The sequence below is a fragment of the Cupriavidus sp. FW306-1B-F12B genome, from assembly GCF_058781795.1.
Window position 1 is genome coordinate 225,677 of sequence record NZ_JBYSXC010000003.1, and the last position, 21,390, is coordinate 247,066.

Annotated in this window: 20 protein-coding genes; 11 read left to right on the forward strand and 9 right to left on the reverse strand. The window is 69.4% G+C overall.

Annotation, left to right across the window (positions count from 1 at the left end):
- Positions 1 to 111 precede the first annotated feature (111 nt).
- The 4 genes from AC3WLE_RS07340 to AC3WLE_RS07355 all read left to right on the forward strand — a co-directional run bounded on the left by AC3WLE_RS07340 (position 112) and on the right by AC3WLE_RS07355 (position 4,484).
- Positions 112 to 2,406 (forward strand): patatin-like phospholipase family protein, encoded by a 2,295-nt coding sequence (locus AC3WLE_RS07340; protein ID WP_492353238.1) that lies wholly within the window; start codon positions 112 to 114, stop codon positions 2,404 to 2,406.
- Between the two features lie 246 nt (positions 2,407 to 2,652).
- On the forward strand, positions 2,653 to 3,087 hold the full coding sequence (locus AC3WLE_RS07345; RefSeq protein ID WP_035819085.1) for a YeeE/YedE family protein: 435 nt from the start codon (positions 2,653 to 2,655) through the stop codon (positions 3,085 to 3,087).
- 3 nt (positions 3,088 to 3,090) lie between these two features.
- Entirely contained in the window at positions 3,091 to 3,507 is a 417-nt protein-coding gene (locus AC3WLE_RS07350; RefSeq protein WP_492319406.1) for a DUF6691 family protein, read from the forward strand.
- Between the two features lie 128 nt (positions 3,508 to 3,635).
- Positions 3,636 to 4,484, forward strand: a complete 849-nt coding sequence (locus tag AC3WLE_RS07355; RefSeq protein WP_013954068.1) for an IclR family transcriptional regulator domain-containing protein — start codon at positions 3,636 to 3,638, stop codon at positions 4,482 to 4,484.
- A gap of 77 nt (positions 4,485 to 4,561) precedes the next feature.
- Here the strand turns inward: AC3WLE_RS07355 and AC3WLE_RS07360 are convergent, their stop codons facing one another.
- Positions 4,562 to 5,335, reverse strand: coding sequence for a flagellar brake protein (locus tag AC3WLE_RS07360; RefSeq protein WP_492319405.1), 774 nt, complete (start codon positions 5,333 to 5,335; stop codon positions 4,562 to 4,564).
- Between the two features lie 159 nt (positions 5,336 to 5,494).
- Complete coding sequence (locus tag AC3WLE_RS07365; RefSeq protein WP_492319404.1) at positions 5,495 to 6,379, reverse strand: LysR substrate-binding domain-containing protein; 885 nt, start codon at positions 6,377 to 6,379, stop codon at positions 5,495 to 5,497.
- 132 nt (positions 6,380 to 6,511) lie between these two features.
- Between AC3WLE_RS07365 and AC3WLE_RS07370 the strand changes: the two genes are divergently transcribed.
- Positions 6,512 to 7,135, forward strand: coding sequence for a LysE family transporter (locus AC3WLE_RS07370; RefSeq protein ID WP_492319403.1), 624 nt, complete (start codon positions 6,512 to 6,514; stop codon positions 7,133 to 7,135).
- Here the strand turns inward: AC3WLE_RS07370 and thpR are convergent.
- The 3 genes from thpR to AC3WLE_RS07385 are packed head-to-tail and all read right to left on the reverse strand — an operon-like array spanning position 7,119 to position 9,686.
- Positions 7,119 to 7,688: an RNA 2',3'-cyclic phosphodiesterase gene (gene thpR, locus AC3WLE_RS07375; protein WP_492357502.1), complete on the reverse strand. Its 570-nt coding sequence runs from the start codon at positions 7,686 to 7,688 to the stop codon at positions 7,119 to 7,121. The two genes, AC3WLE_RS07370 and thpR, sit on opposite strands and share 17 nt — an antisense overlap.
- Positions 7,689 to 7,707: 19 nt before the next feature.
- Positions 7,708 to 8,208, reverse strand: coding sequence for a methylated-DNA--[protein]-cysteine S-methyltransferase (locus AC3WLE_RS07380; protein WP_492319401.1), 501 nt, complete (start codon positions 8,206 to 8,208; stop codon positions 7,708 to 7,710).
- The gene (locus AC3WLE_RS07385; RefSeq protein WP_492357501.1) at positions 8,205 to 9,686 is read right to left on the reverse strand and encodes an AlkA N-terminal domain-containing protein; all 1,482 of its coding nucleotides are present in this window, start codon (positions 9,684 to 9,686) and stop codon (positions 8,205 to 8,207) included. Before AC3WLE_RS07385 ends, AC3WLE_RS07380 begins: the two co-directional genes overlap by 4 nt.
- 163 nt (positions 9,687 to 9,849) lie before the next feature.
- On the opposite strand from AC3WLE_RS07385, the gene AC3WLE_RS07390 reads away from it, so the two are divergent.
- Entirely contained in the window at positions 9,850 to 12,696 is a 2,847-nt protein-coding gene (locus tag AC3WLE_RS07390; RefSeq protein ID WP_492357500.1) for a M16 family metallopeptidase, read from the forward strand.
- A gap of 171 nt (positions 12,697 to 12,867) precedes the next feature.
- Positions 12,868 to 13,242, forward strand: a complete 375-nt coding sequence (locus AC3WLE_RS07395) for a hypothetical protein (RefSeq protein WP_010811174.1) — start codon at positions 12,868 to 12,870, stop codon at positions 13,240 to 13,242.
- A 101-nt stretch (positions 13,243 to 13,343) separates the two neighbouring features.
- Here AC3WLE_RS07395 and AC3WLE_RS07400 read toward each other — a convergent pair whose 3' ends face one another.
- The 3 genes from AC3WLE_RS07400 to AC3WLE_RS07410 all read right to left on the reverse strand — a co-directional run bounded on the left by AC3WLE_RS07400 (position 13,344) and on the right by AC3WLE_RS07410 (position 17,011).
- Positions 13,344 to 13,919 (reverse strand): hypothetical protein, encoded by a 576-nt coding sequence (locus AC3WLE_RS07400; RefSeq protein ID WP_492319398.1) that lies wholly within the window; start codon positions 13,917 to 13,919, stop codon positions 13,344 to 13,346.
- 32 nt (positions 13,920 to 13,951) lie between these two features.
- Positions 13,952 to 15,109 carry an acyl-CoA dehydrogenase family protein gene (locus AC3WLE_RS07405; protein WP_010811172.1) on the reverse strand — a complete coding sequence of 386 codons (1,158 nt, stop codon included), beginning with the start codon at positions 15,107 to 15,109 and terminating at the stop codon, positions 13,952 to 13,954.
- Positions 15,110 to 15,232: 123 nt separating this feature from the next.
- Positions 15,233 to 17,011 (reverse strand): OPT/YSL family transporter, encoded by a 1,779-nt coding sequence (locus tag AC3WLE_RS07410; protein WP_492357499.1) that lies wholly within the window; start codon positions 17,009 to 17,011, stop codon positions 15,233 to 15,235.
- 194 nt (positions 17,012 to 17,205) lie between these two features.
- Here AC3WLE_RS07410 and AC3WLE_RS07415 point away from each other — a divergent pair, with 194 nt between their 5' ends.
- The 3 genes from AC3WLE_RS07415 to AC3WLE_RS07425 are packed head-to-tail and all read left to right on the forward strand — an operon-like array spanning position 17,206 to position 19,572.
- On the forward strand, positions 17,206 to 18,888 hold the full coding sequence (locus tag AC3WLE_RS07415; RefSeq protein WP_492357498.1) for an FAD-dependent oxidoreductase: 1,683 nt from the start codon (positions 17,206 to 17,208) through the stop codon (positions 18,886 to 18,888).
- Entirely contained in the window at positions 18,878 to 19,057 is a 180-nt protein-coding gene (locus AC3WLE_RS07420) for a hypothetical protein (RefSeq protein WP_010811169.1), read from the forward strand. The genes AC3WLE_RS07415 and AC3WLE_RS07420 overlap by 11 nt, the downstream gene beginning before the upstream one ends.
- 44 nt (positions 19,058 to 19,101) lie before the next feature.
- On the forward strand, positions 19,102 to 19,572 hold the full coding sequence (locus AC3WLE_RS07425) for a MarR family winged helix-turn-helix transcriptional regulator (protein WP_492319395.1): 471 nt from the start codon (positions 19,102 to 19,104) through the stop codon (positions 19,570 to 19,572).
- 4 nt (positions 19,573 to 19,576) lie between these two features.
- Here AC3WLE_RS07425 and AC3WLE_RS07430 read toward each other — a convergent pair whose 3' ends face one another.
- Positions 19,577 to 20,032 carry a YccF domain-containing protein gene (locus AC3WLE_RS07430; RefSeq protein WP_492319394.1) on the reverse strand — a complete coding sequence of 152 codons (456 nt, stop codon included), beginning with the start codon at positions 20,030 to 20,032 and terminating at the stop codon, positions 19,577 to 19,579.
- 372 nt (positions 20,033 to 20,404) lie between these two features.
- Here AC3WLE_RS07430 and AC3WLE_RS07435 point away from each other — a divergent pair, with 372 nt between their 5' ends.
- A complete protein-coding gene (locus AC3WLE_RS07435) occupies positions 20,405 to 21,340 on the forward strand; it encodes a 2-hydroxyacid dehydrogenase (protein WP_492319393.1) in 936 nt (311 codons plus the stop codon).
- Positions 21,341 to 21,390 lie beyond the last annotated feature (50 nt).

The following is a 21,390-nucleotide window of genomic DNA, read 5'->3' on the forward strand; positions in this document are numbered from 1 at the left end:
CATGCAGCATTTTGCCCGAAGATAGCCAGACCTCCCCGCCCGGCGGCCGCCGGGCGGGGCCACTGCCGCCCGCTGCGGCCGACAGCGAACCGATTGCGAACCCACGGTGCCATGAAGGCAGCCCCATTCCATTGCTTGCGCAAACTGCTCGTACCGGCGGCCCCGGCACTGGCTGCGGGCGCGGTCCTGGCCGCTGAGCCGGCCTCCATGCCGGCGGCGCCGGCGATCGAGCCGCCCGCAAACCAGGTCGCGGCGGCCACGCCGCAGCGGGCCGCAGGCGCGCGCCCCCGCATTTGCCTGGTGCTCTCGGGCGGCGGCGCGCGCGGCGCGGCGCATATCGGCGTGCTCAAGGTGCTGGAGGCGATGCGCATCCCGGTCGACTGCATCGCAGGCACCAGCATGGGTTCGCTGGTGGGGGGCGCCTATGCCACCGGCATGGCGCCCGCCGAAATGGAGCGGCTGGTCGGCGGCCTGAGCACCGACAAGATCTTCAAGGAGCGCCCGCCGCGCCAGGACCTGACCATCCGGCGCAAGCAGGACGATTTCACCAACCTGTTCACGCCCGAGATCGGAGTGCAGGCCAGCGGCCTCTTGCTGCCCAAGGGCGCGGTCTCGGGCGTGCAGCTGGAGACCGTGCTGCGCCAGCTGGCCAAGGTGCCCGGCTACCGGGACTTCGACCAGTTTCCGATTCCCTACCGCGCTGTCGCCACGGACCTGGTGGCAGGCACGCCGGTGGTGTTCAGCCAGGGCGAGCTGGCCAACGTGATGCGCGCCAGCATGTCGGTGCCGGGCGCGGTGGCGCCGGCCGAGTACGAGGGCCGGCTGCTGGTCGACGGCGGCCTGACCGACAACCTGCCGGTCGACGTGGCGCGCAGGATGGGCGCCGATATCGTGATCGCGGTGAACCTGGGCACGCCGCTGATGAAGCGTGAGGAACTGACCTCGATCATCGGCGTGACCGGCCAGATGCTCAATATCCTGACCGAGCAGAACGTGCGTGCATCGCTGGCCTCGCTGCGGCCCACCGACGTGCTGATCGAGCCGGCGCTGGGCGATTTTTCCGCGACCGACTTCGACCACCTGCCGGCAACCATCCCCATCGGCGAGGCTGCCGCGCGCAAGGTCGCCGACCGCCTCGCGCCGCTGGCGCTGCCGCCGGCGCAATATGCACAACTGCGCGCCAGACAACAGGCGGTGCAGCCGCCTGACACCCGCCCGGTCGATGAGATCAGGCTGGCGCCGCTGCAGCGCGTCAACCCGGACTACGCCACCGCAGTGATGGAAACCAAGCCCGGGCAGCCGGTCGACCAGGCCACGCTGGACCAGGACATGCGCCGCCTGTTCGGCACCGGCGACTTCGAGCACGTCAACTACGGCATCCTGGAGGAGCCCGGCAAGCGCGTGCTGGCGGTCAATGCGGTGGAGAAATCCTACGGTCCCGACTACCTGCGCTTCGGGCTCGGGCTGAGTTCGGATTTCCGCGGCGATGCCTACTTCAACCTGGTGGGCAGCTACCGGCGCACCTGGCTCAATGCGCTTGGCGCCGAATGGCGCACCGATGCGCAGGTGGGCCAGACCTCGTCGCTGATCAGTGAGTTCTACCAGCCGCTGGATACGCGCCAGTACTTCTTTATCGCGCCGCGCATCGAGCTGGAGCGGCGCCCGGTCAATGTTTTCCAGGGCAGCACGCGCATCGCCACCTACGACCTGCGCCGCTTCGACATCGCGCTGGACGCCGGCAGCCAGTTCACCAAGTACGGCGAGCTGCGCGTGGGCGTGCAGACCGGCACGGAGCACGCCACCCTGAGCACCGGCCCCGAGTCGCTGTCGCCAGGCCCGGGCAATATCCGGCGCGGCGCCATCACCGGGCGGCTCTTGTTCGACCAGCTCGACAGCGTCGACTTCCCGCGCTTCGGCTATGCGGCCCGGCTGCACATCTACGGCTCGCAGCCGGGGCTGGGTGCCGACCAGGCTTATGTCAAGGCGCAGGCGGATGGCATCTATGCCCACTCGTTCGGCGACAACACGGTCTCGCTGGCCTTCAAGGTCGGCAGCAATATCGGCGGCAAGCCGCTGCCGCGCTATGACCTGTTCCAGTGGGGCGGCTTCCTGCAGCAATCCGGTTATGCCACCGGGCAGCTGCTGGGCGGCAACCTGCAGTTTGCGCGGCTGGTCTACTACAACAAGCTGGCGCGACAGACCCTGCTGCAAGGCGTGTACGCAGGCTTTTCGCTGGAGGCGGGCCGCATGGGCGACCCGCTGGTGCCGGGGAGCCCGACCGGGCTGCTCAAATCGGGCTCGGTCTTCCTGGCGCTGGACAGTCCGCTGGGCCCGCTTTACCTGGCCTATGGGCGCGCCGCCGCAGGCACATACAGCTTTTACCTGTTCCTGGGCAAACCCTTCTGAGCCGGCCAGCATAAGCACCCACCAAATGTGAGCCTGCCGCACCCTACCAAAGTTGTATGTAATGTCTTAATTCAAATGTCTATACTTTTTACGTCACCAAGACCCCTCTTGAATGACGACCTTCCCCGGTCGCCGCTCCCCAGCGGCGACTTTTTTTTTGGGCGCCCGCCTGGCATGCGGCGCCTATAATCCGGGCCTCGGGCTGCACTTGCGGCCGCACTGCGTCCCTTTCGCGCGCCTCCTCCCATGCAGATTGATTTCACCCATTTCACGCCGTGGCTGTCGCTGGCCGGCGGGCTGGTCATCGGCCTCGCGGCGGCGCTGATGATCCTGGGTCTGGGCCGCATTGCCGGCATCAGCGGCATTGTCGGCGGCCTGCTGAAGCTGCCGCACGGCGACAGCGCGTGGCGCGCCGCCTTTGTGATCGGGCTGTTGCTGGCGCCATGGCTGGCGGGCGCGTTCGATGCCATGCCCGCGGCGCAAATCGATGCCGGCTGGGGTGAGGTGCTGGCGGCGGGGCTGCTGGTAGGCATCGGCACGCGCTACGCCGGCGGCTGCACCAGCGGGCACGGCGTGTGCGGCCTGTCGCGGGGCTCGGTGCGCTCGCTGGCCGCCACGCTGACCTTCATGGCGGCGGGCTTCCTGACGGTGCTGGTGCAGCGCCATTGGCTGGGAGGCTGACCGATGGGCATGCTCTTCTCATTGCTGGCCGGGCTGGTGTTCGGCATCGGCCTGATCCTGTCCGGCATGGCCAACCCGGCCAAGGTGCTGGGTTTTCTCGACCTGGCCGGCGCCTGGGACCCGTCGCTCGCCTTTGTCATGGCCGGCGCGATCCTGGTGGGGGTGGTGGCCTTCGCACTGGCGCGCCGGCGCCAGCGCTCCTGGCTGGGGCTGCCGATGCAGTGGCCGGCGCTGGCCGCGGTCACGCCGCGGCTGGTGCTGGGCAGCGCGGCGTTCGGCGTGGGCTGGGGCCTCGCGGGCTTCTGCCCGGGCCCGGCGCTGGTGGCGCTGGGTGCCGGCTATGCCAAGGCCTGGGGCTTTGTCGGCGCCATGCTGGCTGGCATGGCGCTCTACGAGATCGCGGAGCGACGCGGGCGTTGATGCCGTGCAGCATCCGGCCCGCGTGCCATGCGGGCGATGCGCGAATGCAGCAAAGGCTGGCCCCTGGCGGCCAGCCGGTTTAAGATTGCGCGATTATCGGACAACAAGCCCAGACAACACACCTCCCAATGGATGTCCTCCGCCCCCTCGGTCTTGGCCATGCACAGGCCGACACCGTCCGCGTTGCCCGGCCCCAGGCCGACCTGCTCGCCAGTTTTGCCGGCGATCCCAACTTCATGCTGTCGCTGGCGCGCGGGCTGACCGTGCTGGAGGCGTTCTCGGAACGCAAGCGCCCGCTGACGATCTCGCAGGTGGCGCAGCGCACGCAGTTGTCGCGCGCCTCGGTGCGGCGCTGCCTCTATACGCTGGAACAGCTCGGCTACGTCAGCCAGCAGGACGGGCAGTTCGCGCTGCGGCCGCGCGTGCTGCACCTGGGCCACGCGTATTTCTCGTCGACCTCGCTGGTGTCTCTGGCGCAGCCGATCCTGGACAACCTGAGCGCGCGCATCCACGAGACCTGCACGCTGGCGATCCTGGACGGCACCGACATCCTGTACCTGGTGCGCTCCGAAGTGCAGCGGGTGCTGAACTATTCGCTAGGCATGGGCAGCCGCCTGCCAGCCTACTGCACCTCCAACGGCCGGCTGCTGCTGGCGCACCAGCCCGCCACAGTGCTGGACGGCTTCTTCGAGCATGCCGAGCTGCGCCCGCGCACGCTGCAGACCAAGGTCTCGCGCCAGGAGCTGGAAGCGTGCTTCGAGCGCGCCCGCGAAGTGGACTACGTGATCGTCGATGAAGAGCTGGAACCGGGCCTGCGCGCGATGGCGGTGCCGGTGCGCTCGGCCTCGGGCATCGTGCTGGCGGGGCTGAGCGTGAGCGTGCGCGCCGCGCGTGTCTCTGAAGCAGAGATGATCTCGCGGCTGCTGCCGCCGATACGCGAAGCCGCGGCGGCAATCGGCCGACTGATCGGCTCCTGATTGCCGCTGACTACCCGGGCAGCCGCACGGGATTGAGGTAATCCGGGCCCGGGTTGCGCGGCCTCGGCACCGGTGCTTCAGCCCCGGTGCGCCAGTTCCAGCGCAAATACCAGCCGCTGCAGGAAGTTCTCCATGCGCCCGTCCGGATGGATGAAGGCGCAGCCGAAATGGTGGATGGCGCTGTCGTCATGGCCCACCAGCCAGTGGCCAACCACCTGCAGGTCCAGCTCAAGCTTGCCCAGCTCGCGGAAGTCCAGCCGGCACTTGCCGACCGTGGTGCCGACCGGCAGGTGCTCTGCCGAGACCGTCTTCGAGCGCAGACCCACGCCCGACAGCGACAGGTCGGCGATATCGAGCCCCAGCACGGTCTTGTCCGACATGTGGATCTCGCAGCGGTAGCCTCTCGTCACCAGCGTGCGCGCGCGGAAATGGCGGCGGCGCTGGAAGTGGTAGAGCTTCTCGGGGAATTCGACGACGAAGGCGGGGCCTTCCTCATAGCGCGTGGCGCCCGGCCGGCCCACTACGAAGTTGACCGGCACGCCGCGCAACAGCCCCGAGAACGCATTTTCATCCGAGGTCATCAGCGACATCCGTTCGGGTTCCGCATTGCACCAGTCGAACACGAAGGTGCGGTCGACCGGGTCGACGTGCAGGACCGACGTGACGAACTGGTGCCCGGTGCGGGTGCGCACGCTCAGCATGCACTTCTGCCAGGACAGGTCGCGCAGCACGGTGCCGATCTGCGAGTTGTGCGTCAGGCGATAACGGTCATCCGCCGGCTCAATGTCGGATTCGGCGCCGTTATCGGCTGGCCCGGAGGCATCGTGCTGATTCATGGATTCACGCAACATCTGGAGTGGCTGGGATCGCCGGTTACGGGGGCTTCGGCCTGCCGGCCGCGCGCATGTTAAGCGCGTGTCCCGATGCCCGGCAAGACGCATGCTCTCACTTCGGCAGATCTGTGGCAGAACTTGAGCACAGACTTCCGGGGGGTAGCGCGCACGCCGCTTTCAGGCGTCCGGTGGCGGCGCCGCAAGCGTTGCCTGCGCCTCTTCGCGCAACCACGCCAGCAGCACCAGCCGGCGCGTGTCGTGTTCAAACGGCGCGGGCGACAACAAATGATAGGCCGATCCGTCGGCAACAAAGCCGAACGGCGCGGCCAGCCGGCCATCGGCGATCTCGTCCGCGGCCATCAGCTGCGAGGCCATGGCCCAGCCCAGCCCTGCGGCGGCGGCCTGCAGACTGAGGTAGAAATGTTCGTACCAGGCGTCGCCGTCGCACTGCACGACGGGGGCGGCATCGTCGCGCACCGCCTGCCAGCGCTGCCATGCCTCGGGCCGCGTGCGCGTATGCAGCCGCGCCGGGACCGTGGCTGCCCCCTGCGCAAGCTGCGGCCGGCACACCGGCCCCACCCGTTCCTGCGCCACCTCGCGCGCATGCCAGCGCGCATCGAAGGCAAAGTCATTGCGCCGCAGTGCCAGGTCGGCGCCGCTGCGGGTGAAGTCGATCGGCCCGCCTGCTGCCATCAGGTGCAGCGGGATATCGGGATGGCGCGCGGCAAAGCGCGGCAGCCGCGGGATCAGCCAGCGCATGGCGATGGTCGGCTCGCATGACAGCACCAGCGCTCGCCCCGGCGGTTGCGTGCGGATGCGCGCGGCGGCGCCGGCCAGCACCTCCATCGATTGCGTCGACGCCGCGAACAGCGTGCGCCCCGCCTCGGTCAGGAAGACCCCGCGGTTGCGCCGCTCGAACAGCGCCACGCCCAGCGTGTCCTCCAGCTGGCGGATCTGCCGGCTGACCGCGCCATGGGTCAGGTGCAGTTCCTCCGCCGCCCGGACAAAGCTTTCGTGGCGCGCCGCGGCCTCGAAGAATCGGATCCAGCCCAGCCAGTGCATCAGTCAGTTTTTCTCACGTAATTGCGCGAGTATATATCGGTTGTTGCGGCGCTTTCCGGCACGCAGAATTGGGTACGCCCGGATCTCCCGATGTGGCGATTTCCGGATAACTGTAACGTAACCTCACAGAAAATGCCCCCAATCGCCGAATCCCTGGCGGTCGCCGCCGTGACCGTGCTGGCCGTTGTCAGTCCGGGCCCGGACTTCGCCATGGTCACCCGCAACAGCTACCTGTACGGCCGCCGCGCCGGCCTGCTCAGCGCCCTCGGGATCGCGCTGGGGGTGCAGGTGCATGTGCTCTATACGATATTCGGGGTGGGGCTGCTGATGGCCCATGCGCACAACGTGCTGACGGTGGTGAAGATGCTGGGCGCGGCCTATCTGGTTTGGATCGGTATCCAGACGCTGCGCAACCGCGAGGCCCTGGCAGTAGACCTGCAAGGTGCGCGCACGCTGCCGCCGTGGGCGGCGCTGCGCATGGGCTTCCTGACCAATGCGCTGAACCCGAAGACCACGCTGTTCGTGGTCAGCACCTACACCCAGGTGGTCGATGTGCACACGCCGGTGCCGGTGCAATGGGCTTATGGCGGATTCATGTCGGTGGCGCACCTGGCGTGGTTCAGCCTGGTGGCGTGCGTGTTCACCGCGCCGGCACTGCGCGCGGCGATGCTGCGGCGCCAGCGGCTGCTGGACCGCACCATCGGCTCGGCCTTGTGCGGGCTGGGCGTAACGCTGGGGCTCAGCAACCTGGCGTAGGGCCGGCCTGCGTCAGTGGCCAGGCCTGGCGCACGAGATGCTGGGGGCCTTGCGGGCCGAGCCGGCTTTCGAACAGCACCAGCCGCTGCACCTGCCAGGCCTCGCTGGCCAGGCTACGGTGCGTATCGAGCCACGCGCGCAGCACGCTTTCGGGCACGGACGGCTTGCAGCGCGCCAGCGTCAGGTGCGGATGGAAGCGCCGCCGCTCCGGGGTAATGCCCGCGGCCCCGGCCAGCGCCTGCCCGACGTCGGCATGCAGGGCGCGCAGCGCGTCCAGGCCGGGACCTGGCGCCAGGCCTGCCCACAGCACCGAACCCTGGCCGCTGCGAAAGCGCCCGGTACCGGCTGCCTGAAGCAGGAAGGCAGGTGCGCGGATGCTGTCGAGCGCGGCCTCCAGCGCTGCGCCAGGCACGTTGCACTCACCCAGGAAGTGCAGGGTCAGGTGGACTTGCTCTGGCGCTGCCGGCCGCACACCGTGCGCGGGCGGCAGGATCGACAGCAGCCATGCCGCCAGCGCGGGCGGGACTTCCACGGCAATGAACAGGCGCGGCATGGCAGCGCAGCCGGCGCCATCAGCCGGGCGAGGTGCCGATGCCTTCGCGCTGCAGCAAGGCGCGCTTGCGCTCGATGCCGCCGGCGTAGCCGGTCAGCGCGCCGGCACTGCCCAGCACGCGATGGCAGGGCACGATCACCGACAGCGGGTTGCGTCCCACCGCGCCGCCGACTGCGCGCGCATGCGTGGGCGGCAGGCCCAGGGTGCGGGCCAGTTCGCCGTACGACGCGGTCTCGCCGCAGGGGATGGCCAGCAGCGCCTCCCACACGCGCTGCTGGAACGGGCTGCCGGCAAAGCGCACCGGCACGGTGAAGGTATCGCGGCGGCCGGCGAAATATTCGGCCAGTTCCGACGCGGCGCGGTCGAGCACCGCGGCGTCGGCCGGCGGCACGTCGCGGCTGTCGGCAATGCCTGCGGGATGGTATTTCTGCCCGGCGAAGAAAAGGCCAGTCAGGTGTGCGCCTTGCGCGCGCAGCAGGATGGTCCCGAGCGGGCTGTCGATATGGCGATAGCTGGTCATGTGATCGTCTCCGGTTCGGCCGCGGCACTGGCCGCATCCTTCATCGCTTCATAGCGATGCCACAGGTGGATGGCGGCGTAGGCACGCCACGGCGCCCATTGCGCGGTGCGCTCGTGCATCGCGCGCAAGGTGCTGACGCCCAGCACCTTGCGCAGCGCATAGTCGGTGCCGGGGAACGCATCGGGCCAGCCCAGCGCGCGCATGGCGACATACTGCGCGGTCCAGTCGCCGATGCCGCCGACCTCGCGCAGCGCCGCCACGGTCTGCTCCGGCGGCGCGTGCGCATCGAGCGCCAGCGTGCCGTCGGCCACGCGCTGCGCCAGCGCCAGCAGCGTGCGCGCCTTGCCCGCCGACACCCCGGCATCGCGCAAGCCTTGCTCTGGCAGTGTGGCAATGGCGGCGGCAGTCGGGAACGTGTAGCGCAGGCCGTCGGGGGGCGTGCCGTCCAGCGACTGCCCCGCGTGCCGCGCCAGCGCGCCCAGGATGCGCCGCGCCTGCACCACCGAGATCACCTGCCCCACCACCGCGCGCACCGCGATCTCGAAGCCATCGACGCTGCCCGGCAGGCGCACGCCCGGCATTGCCTCGGCAAGCTCGCCCAGGTGCCGGTCCACCACGTCCGGGCGGCAGCCCAGGTCGCACAGGCGGCGCACCTTGCCCAGCGCCTGCGGAATCACGCGCGCCAGCGAGGCCGACAACGTGACGCGTAGCACCAGCCGGCGCGGCACATGTTCGATCCGTACCCAGCCGGTATGCGTGCTGCCGCCGGCATCCACCAGCAGCGTGCGCATATAGGTACCGTCCCGGATGGCCTCGATGCCATCCACCGCCCGGGTAGCCAGGAAGCGCAGCCATGCGTCCCAGGCAAACGGCGGGCGGTAGCCCAGGTCGAACACCAGCCGGTCGGCCACGCCGTCGGCGGCGCGGCGGCGCAGCGCCCGCGGCGTCAGGCCGTAGCGGGTCTTCAGCACATCGTTGAAGCGGCGCACGCTGCCGAAGCCCGCCGCCAGCGCCACTTCGGTCACAGGCAGCGCGGTGTCGGCCAGCAAGCGCTTGGCCAGCAGCAGCCGCTGCGTCTGCGCGTACTCCAGCACCGACACGCCGAACTGCGCATCGAACAGGCGCCGCAGGTGCCGCTCGGTCACGCCGATGCGCGCCGCCAGCGTGGCCACGCTGCCTTCGGCCATGAAGCCCTCGTCGATCAGCGTGGCCGCGGCCTGCGCCAGCCGGCCTGAAATATCGGCCAGCCCGTGCCCGGGCGCCAGTTCCGGACGGCAGCGCAGGCAGGGGCGGAAGCCATGCTTCTCCGCCGCCGCAGCGCTCTCGTAGAAGGTGCAGTTTTCGCGCTTGGGCGTGCGCACTGCGCACACCGGCCGGCAGTACACGCCGGTCGACGACACGCCCACGAAGAAGCGTCCGTCGAAGCGGCGGTCGTGCGAGGCCACGGCCTTGTAGCAGGTATCGGGATCGAGGTGCATGACGGCATGCTACCGCTACCTGCAAGTGCTTACCCGCTGGATTCGGACATTTCCCTCTGGCGCGCGGGCGTGGGCTGCGGCACAGTTCCTGGCAGGGGCGGCGGCTAGAATGCGCTTCGTGCCTCACCCGCCAACCCACTGCCACCGCCCGCCCGGAGACGCCATGCGCCGCACTGCCCTGCACCTGTCCTTGCTCGCTTCGCTTGCCTGCGCGCCGGCGTTGGCGCAGCCGGTGCAGACGGCGCCCACGGCGACGCCTGCCACAGCCACGCAGGTGGCATCGGTCGAAGGCATCACCGAATACCGCCTGCCCAACGGCCTGCGCATCATACTGGCACCGGACGCGGCCAAGGCCACCACCACCGTCAACATCACCTACCTGGTCGGCAGCCGCCATGAGAACTATGGTGAGACCGGCATGGCCCACCTGCTCGAGCACCTGCTGTTCAAGGGCACGCCATCGCTGCCCGGCAAGGCCATCCCGACCGAGTTCGCCCGGCGCGGCATGAGCGTGAACGGCACCACCGCGCAGGACCGCACCAACTACTTCGGCACCTTCAGCGCCAACGATGAAAACCTTGACTGGGCGCTGCGCATGGAAGCCGACCGCATGGTCAACAGCGTGATCTCGCGTGCCGACCTGGACAGCGAGATGACGGTGGTGCGCAACGAGATGGAAATGGGCGAGAACAGCCCCGGGCGCATGCTGATGCAGCAGACCATGGCCGCCGCCTACCGCTGGCACAACTACGGCAAGGCCCCGATCGGCGCGCGCAGCGATGTCGAGCACGTCAGCATCGACGGCCTGCGCGCCTTCTATCGCCGCTACTACCAGCCCGACAACGCGGTGCTGGTGGTGGCCGGCAAGTTCGATCCCGCCGCCACGCTGGCACGCATCGAGCGCTACTTCGGGCCGATCCCGCGCCCGACGCGCGTGCTGCCGCCCGAGCATACCGTCGAGCCCGCACAGGAAGGCGCGCGCGAGCTGGTCGTGATGCGCCCCGGCGACAACAGCCTGGTCGCCGCCCAATACCACGTCAGCCCGGGTGCGCATCCGGACAGCACGGCACTCTCGCTGCTGACCCTCATCCTCGGCGATACGCCGGGCGGGCGGCTGTACAAGGCGCTGGTCGAGCGTGGCCAGGCCGTGTCGGTCGGCACCGCGCTCTATGCGATGAAGGACCCGGGCGCGCTGCTGCTCATGGTCGAGACGTCCAAAGACCAGCCGCTCGCGGCTGCGCGCGCCGGGCTGATCACGCAGGTCGAGGGCTTTGCCGAGGCGCCCGTGACCGAGGCCGAGCTGGAACGTGCGCGCGTGCGCATGCGCAACGCCTACGAGCACTACATGAACGATCCCGGCGCGCTCGGCGTGGCGCTGTCCGAGGCCATCGCCAAGGGCGACTGGCGCCTGTTCTTCCTGGCGCGCGACCGCATCGAGACCACCACGCTGGCAGACGTGCAGCGCGTAGCGCTGAACTACCTGCAAGCCTCGAACCGCACCGTGGGCGTGTTCCTTCCCGCCGAGCAGCCGTCGCGCGCGCAGGTGCCGCCGGCGCCCGATGTCACGGCCATGGTCAGCGGCTACCAGGGCAGGCAGGCAATGGCCGCGGTGGCGGCATTCGATCCCAGCCCCGCCAATATCGAGGCCCACACCACGCGCCAGACGCTGGCCAACGGCATGCAGCTGGCGCTGCTGCCCAAGCCCGCGCGCGGTGAAGTGGTGCACGGCGCGCTGGTGCTGCGCATGGGCGACGCGCAGAGCCTGCAGGGGCTGACCACGGTGGGCGCGCTGACCGCCTCCATGCTCCGGCGCGGCGCGGCTGGCATGGACCGCCAGCAGATCGCCGACCGCATCGAGGCGCTGCGCGCACGCGTCGGCATCTCTGGCAGCTCTGAGCGCGTGGCCGTCAGCTTCGAGACGCGCCGCGCGCACTTGCCGGAACTGCTGGCCCTGCTGCGCGACCTGCTGCGCGCACCGACCTTCCCCGAGGCGGAGTTTGAGACGCTGCGCAAGACCAGCATCGCGGAGATCGAGAGCATCCGGCGCGAGCCGGGCGTGATGGCGTCCAACGCGCTGGGCCGCCATGGCGACCCCTACCCCGCGGGCGACCCGCGCCATGCGCGCACCTTTGCCGAGAACATCGCCGACCTGCAGGCCGCCACCCTGGCGCAGGTGCGCGACTTCCACGCGCGCTTCTATGGCGCGGGCCATGCGCAATTGAGCCTGGTGGGCGACTTCGATGCCGCGGCCGCGGCCGCGCAGGCAGCGCAGCTGTTCGGCGACTGGAGCGCGCAACGGCCCTACGCGCGCGTCGAGCGCCCCTTTGTGCCGATCCCGCCGGCGGAGTTCACGCTGCCCGCGCCGGGCAAGGCCAATGCCATCTACCTGGCCTCCACGCCGATCGACCTGACCAATGACGCGCCGGACTATGCGCTGATGATGATTGCCAACCGCGTGCTCGGCGGCGCCAGCCTGCGCGGCCGCCTGGCTGACCGGCTGCGGCAGCGGGAAGGCCTGAGCTATGGCGCGAGCAGCTGGGTGCAGGTGGGCGCGCTCGACCGCGCGGGACGCTTCGGCCTGCAGGCGCAATACGCACCGCAGAACCTGCCGCGCTTGCAACGCGCCGTGACCGAGGAGCTGGAGCGTTTCGTGCGCGACGGCATCACCGCGCAGGAACTGGCCGAGGCCGTCAGCGGCCTGCTGCAGCAGGGCATGGTCGGCCGCAGCAACGACGCCGCGCTGGCCGGCGCGCTGGTCAACCAGCTCTACCTGGGCCGCACCATGGCCTTCACCGCCGAACTCGAAGAGCGCCTGCGCAACGCCACGCCGGAAACCGTCAACGCGGCCATTCGGCGCTACATGCAGCCAGGCACGCTGTCGCGCGTCTATGCTGGCGACTTCAGCGGCGCACCGGCGCAACTGGGCCCAACCGGCAGCGGAAGTGGCTCCGGCGCGGCCGGCAGCACAGGCAACGAAGCGGCCGGCGCGGCACCGCAGGCGCAGCCCTGACATACGCGGGAAACAATATTCGGCTGCACTGGCAAGAGGCCGCAGGCGCGGCCAGCGCAACATCGCAGCGGCAAGGCAGGGAGCGGTCGGCAGGCGTCCGGTGCAAGCCCCTTGCCGCGACCCCGGGTTGACTGTATATTCGTACAGTATAAGTCGATATAAGAGGTGTGGATGTCAATCGTGCGAGCTGGCAGCAAGGCAGAAGCGCTCAGGCTTCTGGCCTCGGAAGGCGTGCTGGCGCTTGAGCTGGACTACGAGACAGGATGGCAGGATGCCGTCGAACTCGGCAGGCTCGGAGAAAAGCGCGGTATCAAGGTGCAGTATCGCGGACAAGAAAGCATCGCCGTCCGTTCCCGCGAAGCCCTGATCGAAGGGCTGGCCAAACCCAAGGCCACGTTCCGTCAACGCAATCTCTATTGCCAGTTCGATCTCGGCACGCTGGCGGACCATGAACTGCTCGACCTCGAGGCCAAGGCCACGCGGCTCGGGGACTATATCCTCGCCGGCCATCTGCTGCGCGATGTCGATGGCGTGTGGCCGCAATAAGCGGCTTGCGCGCACGCCGGGCCACTAGAAGAGAAAAAGCCGCCATGCAGGCGGCTTCCGTCATATTGCGCTGAGCATGTTCTTCGTGCCCGGTACCCCGGTCAATGCCACACCCGCGTGGCGTTGGCCCAGCGCGCCGCGCACGACGACTGCGCTACGGCCGCGTCGATCGTTTCGTTGGCGGCCTCCGCCGCCGGCACCGCCGCGGCGGTATCCAGCGCCGCGCGCCACAGCACCGCCGACACCAGCGTCTTGCACTGCCGCCGTTCGCCATGCGCAAGCGCCAGCAGCCGCTCATAGCCGTCCAGCACGATCAGCCGGTCACCACGGCGCGGATGCAGCGACAGCGTGTAGAGGTGGTCAGACTCGCATTGCAGGCTGCCGCCGCTGACCGCGACCACGATTGCACCCGGCAACGCAATGCCGCTGGCCTGGACCTCGCCACGCAAGCGCGCCAGGTGCGCGTGCGCGCGTGGATCGCTGGTGCCGCCCACACCGCCCGCCATCTCAGCCGGCAGCGCGCTGAGCGCCATCAGCTCGGCCGGCGACACCGCCAGCGTATAGGCCTGCAGCGTGGGACGATAGGTCGCCACCACGGCGCGCAGCCGGTGCGGCGCATCGCCATCATGCCCTGCCTGCAGCGGGCTGTCCGGCCCGCGTAACTGCATCGTGTTCATGTCGACTCCTGCCGCGCCGGGCGGTTGCATGGTCAGTCGCGCAGCAGTTGCTTGGCGATGATCAACTGCTGGATCTGCGTGGTGCCTTCATACAGGCGCAGCAGGCGCACGTCGCGGTAGAAGCGCTCGGCCTTGTACTCGGCGATATAGCCGGCGCCGCCATGGATCTGCACCGCGCGGTCGGCCACGCGGCCCACCATCTCGGTACAGAACATCTTGGTGCACGAGGCCAGCATGCTGACCTCCGGATCGCTCTTGCCGGCGGGCTTGGCGTCGTAGCGCTGGGCGCAGTCGCGCACCATCGACAGGCCGGCGTAGAGCTCGGCCTGGCTGTCGGCCAGCATCGCCTGGATCAGCTGGAAGTCGCCGATGGGCTTGCCGAACTGCTTGCGCTCCCTGGCATAGGCCACAGCGTCGGTGATCAGGCGATGCGCCATGCCGCAGGCCAGCGCCGAGATATGCAGGCGGCCGCGGTCGAGCACCTTCATCGCGGTCTTGAAGCCCACCCCCGGCACGCCGCCGATGATATTGGCGGCCGGCACGCGCACGTTCTCAAGCACCACGTCGCAGGTCTTGGTGCCGCGCTGGCCCATCTTCTTGTCCGGCTTGCCCAGCGAGATGCCCGGGGTGTCGGCCGGCACGATGAAGGACGAGATGCCCGAAGCGCCCGCGCCGCCGGTGCGCGCCATCAGCGTGAAGGCGCCGGCGCGCGGCGCGTTGGTGATGAAGCGCTTGGTGCCGTTGATGACGTAGTGGTCGCCGTCGAGCTCGGCCTTGGTCTGCAGCGAAGCCGCATCGGAGCCGGCGTTCGGCTCGGTCAGCGCGAACGAGATGATCAGCTCGCCGCTGGCGATGCGCGGCAGGTATTGCTGCTTCTGTTCCTCGGTGCCATCCATCAGGATGCCCTGCGAGCCGATGCCGACGTTGGTGCCGAACACCGAGCGGAAGGCAAAGGCGGTATGGCCCAGGTCGTAGACCACATCGCATTCCTGCGACATCGACAGGCCGATGCCGCCGTAGTTCTCGGGGATGGAGATGCCGAACAGGCCCATCTCCTTCATGTCCGCGACGATCTCGGCGGGCACGTCGTCGGTTTCCTCCAGCGTGTCTTCGGCGGGCTTCAGGCGTTCGTCGATGAAGCGCTGCACCGAGGCGCGCAGCAGGGCAAAGGATTCTTGGTCAAGGGCCATGATGATTCTCCGGGTCAAGCCAGTGCGTCAGTCTGGCCGCCTATGGTACGCTGGTCGCGGGATTTGACAATCCACTGAAACTTGGACAGAAGCGTCAGTATAATTTGACAATCGCGGCCGGCCTCAACCCAATGTGGGGGATAACAGGCCCGCCACGCCGATGGCCAGCGCCGCCAGCGCATCGCCCGCGATCAGGCCGCCACCGACCAGCGATGCCGTGCTCATATCCTGCGGCAAACCCCGGGCCGTCCTTGCGGGCCTGGCCACGGCGGCGGCCACGCTCGCCGCCACGCCGCCGGCCGCCATCCACCCGGCCGCCGCCAGGTTGACGAAGCCACCGAAAGACGACGCATAGGGCGAGGGCAGGATCGCCGCATCGAGCAGGAAATCCGCCACCCGCCCGCGCCGGCTGGCTTGCGCGAAGCGCTGCCACGCCTGCCGGCCGAGGATGGCCTTGCGCAATACCGCGGTGGCCAGGCCGAGCGCCAGACCCGTTGCCACCGCAACATGCTGGCCGGTGCGGCTTTGCGCCAGCCCGTGCAGCACGCCCACGATCTTGTATGTCATGGCCGAGGTCCAGCGCGCGGGCTGCTGGTCGGCCGGCAGGCTGGTCTGGTCCAGCGCCAGCACCGGATAGGCATGCATGAACAGCCGTGCCATCGCCACCGCCACCAGCGCACCCACGACGATGCCCGCCACCTGGTAGCCGAACTGCACCATGCGGTCGCTGCCCAGGCGCCAGCCGGTGGAGCGGTCCTGCTGCATGTCGCTCGCCTCGGCCGTGGCCACCAGCAAGACCGTGGCGGCGATCAGCCCGACATGGGGCGCGCGCAGCCCGGCGGCGGCCATCAGGATCACGGACAGCACGAAGGCGGACGAGATCGGGTTCTGGTCGACCATGCCGACCGAGATGCCGTTGACCAGCGCAAACACCAGCACCAGCAGCACCGCCATCAGCTGGAAGCCCAACGGCTGGCCGAACCAGGCCACGCCCGCCGCCACCGTGGCCGCGCCCCACAGCAGCGCCCAGGCCGCCACCCAGCCCATGCCCGGCCCGCGCCGCGGCGCAGGGTGGCGGCGCGCGCGCCACTGGCGGCACGCCTGTGCCAGCAGCAAGGCCACATCGACCGCAGCCGCCCCCATGATCATGCCCAGGGCCACCAGGAAGGTGGCCTTGCGATAGGGCTCGCCGGGCGCCATCCAGCCCGCGGCGACAAACCACGGGGTCATGGCCCAGCCGGCCAGCCCGCCCACCAGCGCGGCAATGCCCACGCGCGCGCCGACGATCATCCCGGCGCCGAAGGTCGCGGCCGACAGGTCCAGCGCCGCCAGCCACGGCATGCGCGCGGCGCCCAGGCCGCAACCCAGGCCCAGCGCCAGGCCGCCCCCGAGCCGCGCCACCGAACGCCGCAGCAGCGCCGGATCGGTCAGCGCGCGCAGGATATTGGCCACGGCCAGCCCCGACGGAAAGGTCAGCTGCATCCGGTCCACCAGCAATGGCGTGTACAGCATGCCCACACCCACCCCGAACATGCCGATGCACAGCATGTACAGCACCAGCTGCCACAACGGCGGCTGCGCCATGCCCAGCCACGCCATCGCCTGCAGCACCACGGCCATGCCGCCCATGCCCGCCACCGACGCCGCCGCGGTCTGGATGTAGTTGGCGCCGTGGCGCCCGGGCGCGCCATAGCCTGCAGTCACCACCGAGCCGAGGATGCCCGCCAGCACCTGCCCGCCGACAAAGAAGCCCAGCGAGAAATTCATATACGCGGCAGCGATGCCGCCCAGCGGACCCAGCACCAGCATGCCTGCCGCGCCCAGCAGCACGTGGTACTGCCAGCTGCCCGGCGCAGGCAGCCTGGTGGCGCGGGGTGCGGCATCGGTCGGGAGCGTGGGCATGGCGCAGCGGGTGGGCTGAAGTAGTGTGCCTCTTGCGAAGCATAGGCCAAGGACGGCCTGCGGCGATGTGCGACTTGTTCCCGACTTTCGCCGGATCGCCGTTTCCCGGCCGGGTTAACACTAGTTTCGTGCGCAACCATCTGGTCGATATAGTTGCGCACACAACTACATCGCAGAGACACTACGACCCCGCCATGCCAGACTCCACCGCACCCCACGCGGCCGTGCCGCCGGCACCGCCGCCCTCGTCATCGCGCCCATGGCCGCAGCACGTGCCGGTACTGATTGCCGGCGGCGGCCCGGTCGGCCTGACGCTGGCTGCGCTGCTGGCGCGCCAGGGCATAGCCGCGCTGGTGGTGGAAGCCGACGACGGCTACTGCGCCGGCAGCCGGGCCATCTGCATGGCGCGGCGTTCGCTGGAAATCCTCGGCTGGGTGGGCGCAGACCGCGCCACCGTCGAAACCGGCCTGCCGTGGGTGGGCGGGCGTAGCTACTACCGCGATGCCGAGGCGCTGCATTTCCGCATGCCCAGCGAACCCGGCGAGCGCTTCGCGCCGATGGTCAATATCCAGCAGTACTACCTGGAAGCCCTCGCCCACGACGCCGCGCTGCGCGGCGCTGCGCCAGCGGATGTGCGCTTCGGCGCGCGCGTGCAGGCGGTGCGCCAGCACGGCAGCGGCGTCGTGGCCGAGATCCAGACTGGCGCAGGCGTGGTGCAGGTCGACGCGCAATGGCTGGTGGCCTGCGACGGCGGGCGCAGCACCGTGCGCGAGCAACTGGGGCTGCGCATGGAAGGCACCCAGTACGAAGGCCGCTACGTGATCGTCGATATCGTGCAGAAGACGCGGCGCGAGGTGGAGCGGCTGGCCTGGTTCGACCCGCCTTCCAACCCCGGATCGACCATCCTGATGCACCGCCAGCCTGACGACGTCTGGCGCATCGACTACCAGATCCGCGATGACGAAGACCCTGACGAAGCCGTCAAGCCCGAGAACGTGCTGCCGCGCGTGCAGAGCCACCTCGACATGATCGGCGAGACCGAGCCGTGGCGGCCGCTGTGGATCTCCATCTACAACGCCAAGTGCCTGACCTTGCAGGACTACCGCCACGGCCGCGTGCTGTTTGCCGGCGACGCCGCGCACCTGGTGCCGATCTTTGGCGTGCGCGGGCTCAACTCCGGGCTGGACGATGCCGGCAACCTGGCCTGGAAGCTGGCGTGGGTGCTGCGCGGCCAGGCGCCCGACAGCCTGCTCGATTCCTATTCGGCCGAACGCGTGCATGCCACGCGGCAGAACATCGCCTACGGCGCCAAGAGCACCGAGTTCATGGCACCGCCCGACTTTGCCTTCCGGCTGATGCGCGAAGCCACGCTGCGGCTGGCGCAGCATGAGCCCGCGGTGCGGTCACTGATCAATCCGCGGCAGTCGGCACCGATTGCCTATACGGATTCGGCGCTGAACGGTCCCAGCGACTTTGGCGACGACTGTCCTGGCGCCGCGCCCGGCCTGCCCGCGCCGGAAATGCGCGTGGCAGGCCCCGACGAGGTCGTGCACCTCACGCAATGCTTCGGGCAACGGTTCACGTTGCTGTACTTCAGCGATGCGCCCTCGCTTCCCGAGCCACTGGCCGCATTCGAGAATGCGCATCCGGAGGCCGTGCAGACACACGTGGTGGTCACCGGCGGCAACGTGGCCGGCGCCACGGCGCTGGCCGACGTCGCCGGCCAGGCCCACGCCCGCTACGGCGCACGATCCGGCACGCTCTACCTCATCCGCCCCGATGGCTATGTCCTGGCACGCTGGCGCGAACCGTCATGGGACGCCGTGCGCGCCACCCTCGCCCCCCTGATGCAAACCGGAGCCCGCCATGCAAGCTGAAGACCTCGACCTCGCCTACACCCGCCTGTGCGAGGCTATGGGCCGTGCCGGCGAAGCACGCTCCCCGCTGCTATTGGCAATGGTGTGCCTGGGCCTGATGAGCCGGCAGGAAGCGCTGGCGCCGGTGCTGGCGCTGATCGACGAAGCCGAGGCTCGCAGCCAGCAATAGGGAGTACAGGACGCTAGAATGCCGACGCCTGACAAGGACACGCCATGAAGCCACTGCCACGCCTCGACCAGTTCCTGACCTACCGCCTGCACCAGGTCAACAAGCTCAGCGACAAGGACAGCGCCGCCGCCTACCTGGAGCAATGCGGCCTGCCGCTCAGCGAGGGCCGCTGCCTGGCCGCGATCGGCGCCTTCGCGCCGCTGTCGGTCAACCAGCTGGCGCAGGGCGCCAACCTGACCAAGGGCCAGGCCAGCCGCTCGGCGCAGGCGCTGGTGGCGCGCGGGCTGGTCAGCAAGGAGGCGAGCGAGGCCGACGGGCGCGGCGTGGTGCTGTCACTGACCGCACAGGGCAAGCCGCTATACCGGCAGGCGATCGCGATGATCGCCAGGCGCAATGCGGAGATCTTCGGCTGCCTGAGCGACGCCGAACAGGCGCTGCTGGGCAGCTTGCTCGACCGGCTGGTCGCGCACGCCGGCCAGCAGGACGAAGGCGGCGCCGAAGACGCCAACGCCTGATCCGTCAGCGGCGCAGGTTGTCCACCTGCAGGCGTGCGCCATCGCGGCGCGCGGCGTCGGCCACTTCATTGGTGACCACGGTCTGCCCGATCGGCGCCAGCGCAATGCCGGCCAGCTTCAGGTGCTGGATCGCAAACGGAATGCCGATGATGGTCACGAAGTTGGCGACCGCCGCCATCACGTGGCCGATGGCCAGCCACACGCCGGCAAAGATAAACCACAGCACATTGCCGACCAGCCCCAGCGCGCCGGTGCCGACATCGTCGCGCCCGGTCAGCTCGCGCCGGCTGATGGCCTGCTTGCCGAACGGGAAGAAGGTGAAAGTCCCGATCACGAAGCAGGCCTTGCCCCAGGGGATCCCGATGATCGAGATAAAGGCCAGCAGCCCGGCCAGCCACCAGGCCAGGCCCATCACCACGCCGCCAAGGATGAACCAGAGGAAGTTGCCGATTGCGCGCATGCCGTTCTTTTGCGAGTGAGGAAGAGAACACGCATGATACGCAATGGTGTGATGCGGTCATGGCGCCGAGGGGGGCGTACCCCGCAAAGCGTACCCGTTTCTGCGTGCCTTGCCGGAACCGGCGGAACGGTACTGCCGGCCCTTCGGGAATCGCGTTCGACCCTTGTTTATAGGCATATTCCATTCTGCAAGACCGGTCGCAAACCTCGCTGCCGCAGGCAAAGCGTACCCGTTTCTGCGTGCCTCCGCGCGTGCTGTCGCCTTCGGCAAGCCCGGCGCCGCAGCGCTAGAATGTGACGTCTGCCCGCTATCCGCGTGACGGACTCCGGGTGCATCCCACCCGCTGCCACCCCTCTCCGACTCCACCCCGCCATGAAGCCCACGCTGCTGATCCTGACCCAGGTCGCCACCCACCACCGCGACGCCATTGCCGAACGATTCGAGATCCTCTACGCGCCCGACGCCGAAGGCCGCGCAGCGCAGATCGCCACGCAGGGCGAACGCATCCGCGCGGTACTGACCATCGGCTCCACCGGCCTGACCGCGGCGGAGATCGACGCGATGCCAGCACTGGAACTGGTGTGCGCGCTGGGCGCGGGCTTCGAGAACATCGCCGTGGCCCACGCCCGCGCGCGCGGCATCGCCGTGGCCAACGGCGCCGGCACCAACGACAGCTGCGTGGCCGACCACGCCTTCGCACTGCTGCTGGCGACCGTGCGCGCCGTGCCGCAGCTGGACGCGGCCACGCGCGCCGGTACCTGGCGCACCGCGCTGCCGCTGCGGCCCAATGTCTCGGGCAAGCGGCTGGGGATCGTAGGGCTGGGCACCATCGGCCGGCGTATTGCCCGGCGCGGCGAAGGCTTCGACCTCGAGATCGGCTATCACAACCGCAAGCCGCGCGAAGATGCGGGGTACCGGTACTTCGACAGTATCGGTGCGCTGGCCGCGTGGGCGGACTACCTGGTGATCGCCACACCGGGCGGGGCGGGTACGCGGCACCTGGTCGATGCAAGCGTGCTGGCGGCGCTGGGGCCGGCCGGGTTCCTCGTCAATATCGCGCGCGGCAGCGTGGTGGATACCGAGGCGCTGGCTTCCGCACTGCGCGCTGGCAAGCTTGGCGGGGCCGGGCTGGATGTCTATGAGAGCGAGCCGGCGCCGCCGGTCGCGTTGTTCGACTGTCCTAACGTCGTGCTGACCCCGCATGTGGCCGGCTGGTCGCCGGAGGCCATCACGGCGTCCGTGACGCAGTTCCTGGAGAATGCGCGGCGGCATTTTGCGGGGGAGGAGGTATTGACGCCGGTGGGGTGAGGAGGAAAGTTTTGCATTGGCCAACGGTACGCCGTCGCTCGACAACAGCC

Bases quoted from the DNA above. Each gene is read 5' to 3' on its own strand.
- AC3WLE_RS07410 (WP_492357499.1), bottom strand. From the start codon at position 17,011: ATGCCCACGCTCCCGACCGATGCCGCACCCCGCGCCACCAGGCTGCCT.
- AC3WLE_RS07420 (WP_010811169.1), top strand. From the start codon at position 18,878: ATGCAAGCTGAAGACCTCGACCTCGCCTACACCCGCCTGTGCGAGGCT.
- AC3WLE_RS07435 (WP_492319393.1), top strand. From the start codon at position 20,405: ATGAAGCCCACGCTGCTGATCCTGACCCAGGTCGCCACCCACCACCGC.
- AC3WLE_RS07345 (WP_035819085.1), top strand. From the start codon at position 2,653: ATGCAGATTGATTTCACCCATTTCACGCCGTGGCTGTCGCTGGCCGGC.
- AC3WLE_RS07400 (WP_492319398.1), bottom strand. From the start codon at position 13,919: ATGAACACGATGCAGTTACGCGGGCCGGACAGCCCGCTGCAGGCAGGG.
- AC3WLE_RS07430 (WP_492319394.1), bottom strand. From the start codon at position 20,032: ATGCGCGCAATCGGCAACTTCCTCTGGTTCATCCTTGGCGGCGTGGTG.
- AC3WLE_RS07395 (WP_010811174.1), top strand. From the start codon at position 12,868: ATGTCAATCGTGCGAGCTGGCAGCAAGGCAGAAGCGCTCAGGCTTCTG.
- AC3WLE_RS07415 (WP_492357498.1), top strand. From the start codon at position 17,206: ATGCCAGACTCCACCGCACCCCACGCGGCCGTGCCGCCGGCACCGCCG.
- AC3WLE_RS07355 (WP_013954068.1), top strand. From the start codon at position 3,636: ATGGATGTCCTCCGCCCCCTCGGTCTTGGCCATGCACAGGCCGACACC.
- AC3WLE_RS07340 (WP_492353238.1), top strand. From the start codon at position 112: ATGAAGGCAGCCCCATTCCATTGCTTGCGCAAACTGCTCGTACCGGCG.
- AC3WLE_RS07425 (WP_492319395.1), top strand. From the start codon at position 19,102: ATGAAGCCACTGCCACGCCTCGACCAGTTCCTGACCTACCGCCTGCAC.
- AC3WLE_RS07370 (WP_492319403.1), top strand. From the start codon at position 6,512: ATGCCCCCAATCGCCGAATCCCTGGCGGTCGCCGCCGTGACCGTGCTG.
- AC3WLE_RS07405 (WP_010811172.1), bottom strand. From the start codon at position 15,109: ATGGCCCTTGACCAAGAATCCTTTGCCCTGCTGCGCGCCTCGGTGCAG.
- AC3WLE_RS07360 (WP_492319405.1), bottom strand. From the start codon at position 5,335: ATGTTGCGTGAATCCATGAATCAGCACGATGCCTCCGGGCCAGCCGAT.
- AC3WLE_RS07390 (WP_492357500.1), top strand. From the start codon at position 9,850: ATGCGCCGCACTGCCCTGCACCTGTCCTTGCTCGCTTCGCTTGCCTGC.
- AC3WLE_RS07385 (WP_492357501.1), bottom strand. From the start codon at position 9,686: ATGCACCTCGATCCCGATACCTGCTACAAGGCCGTGGCCTCGCACGAC.
- AC3WLE_RS07365 (WP_492319404.1), bottom strand. From the start codon at position 6,379: ATGCACTGGCTGGGCTGGATCCGATTCTTCGAGGCCGCGGCGCGCCAC.
- AC3WLE_RS07380 (WP_492319401.1), bottom strand. From the start codon at position 8,208: ATGACCAGCTATCGCCATATCGACAGCCCGCTCGGGACCATCCTGCTG.
- AC3WLE_RS07350 (WP_492319406.1), top strand. From the start codon at position 3,091: ATGGGCATGCTCTTCTCATTGCTGGCCGGGCTGGTGTTCGGCATCGGC.
- thpR (WP_492357502.1), bottom strand. From the start codon at position 7,688: ATGCCGCGCCTGTTCATTGCCGTGGAAGTCCCGCCCGCGCTGGCGGCA.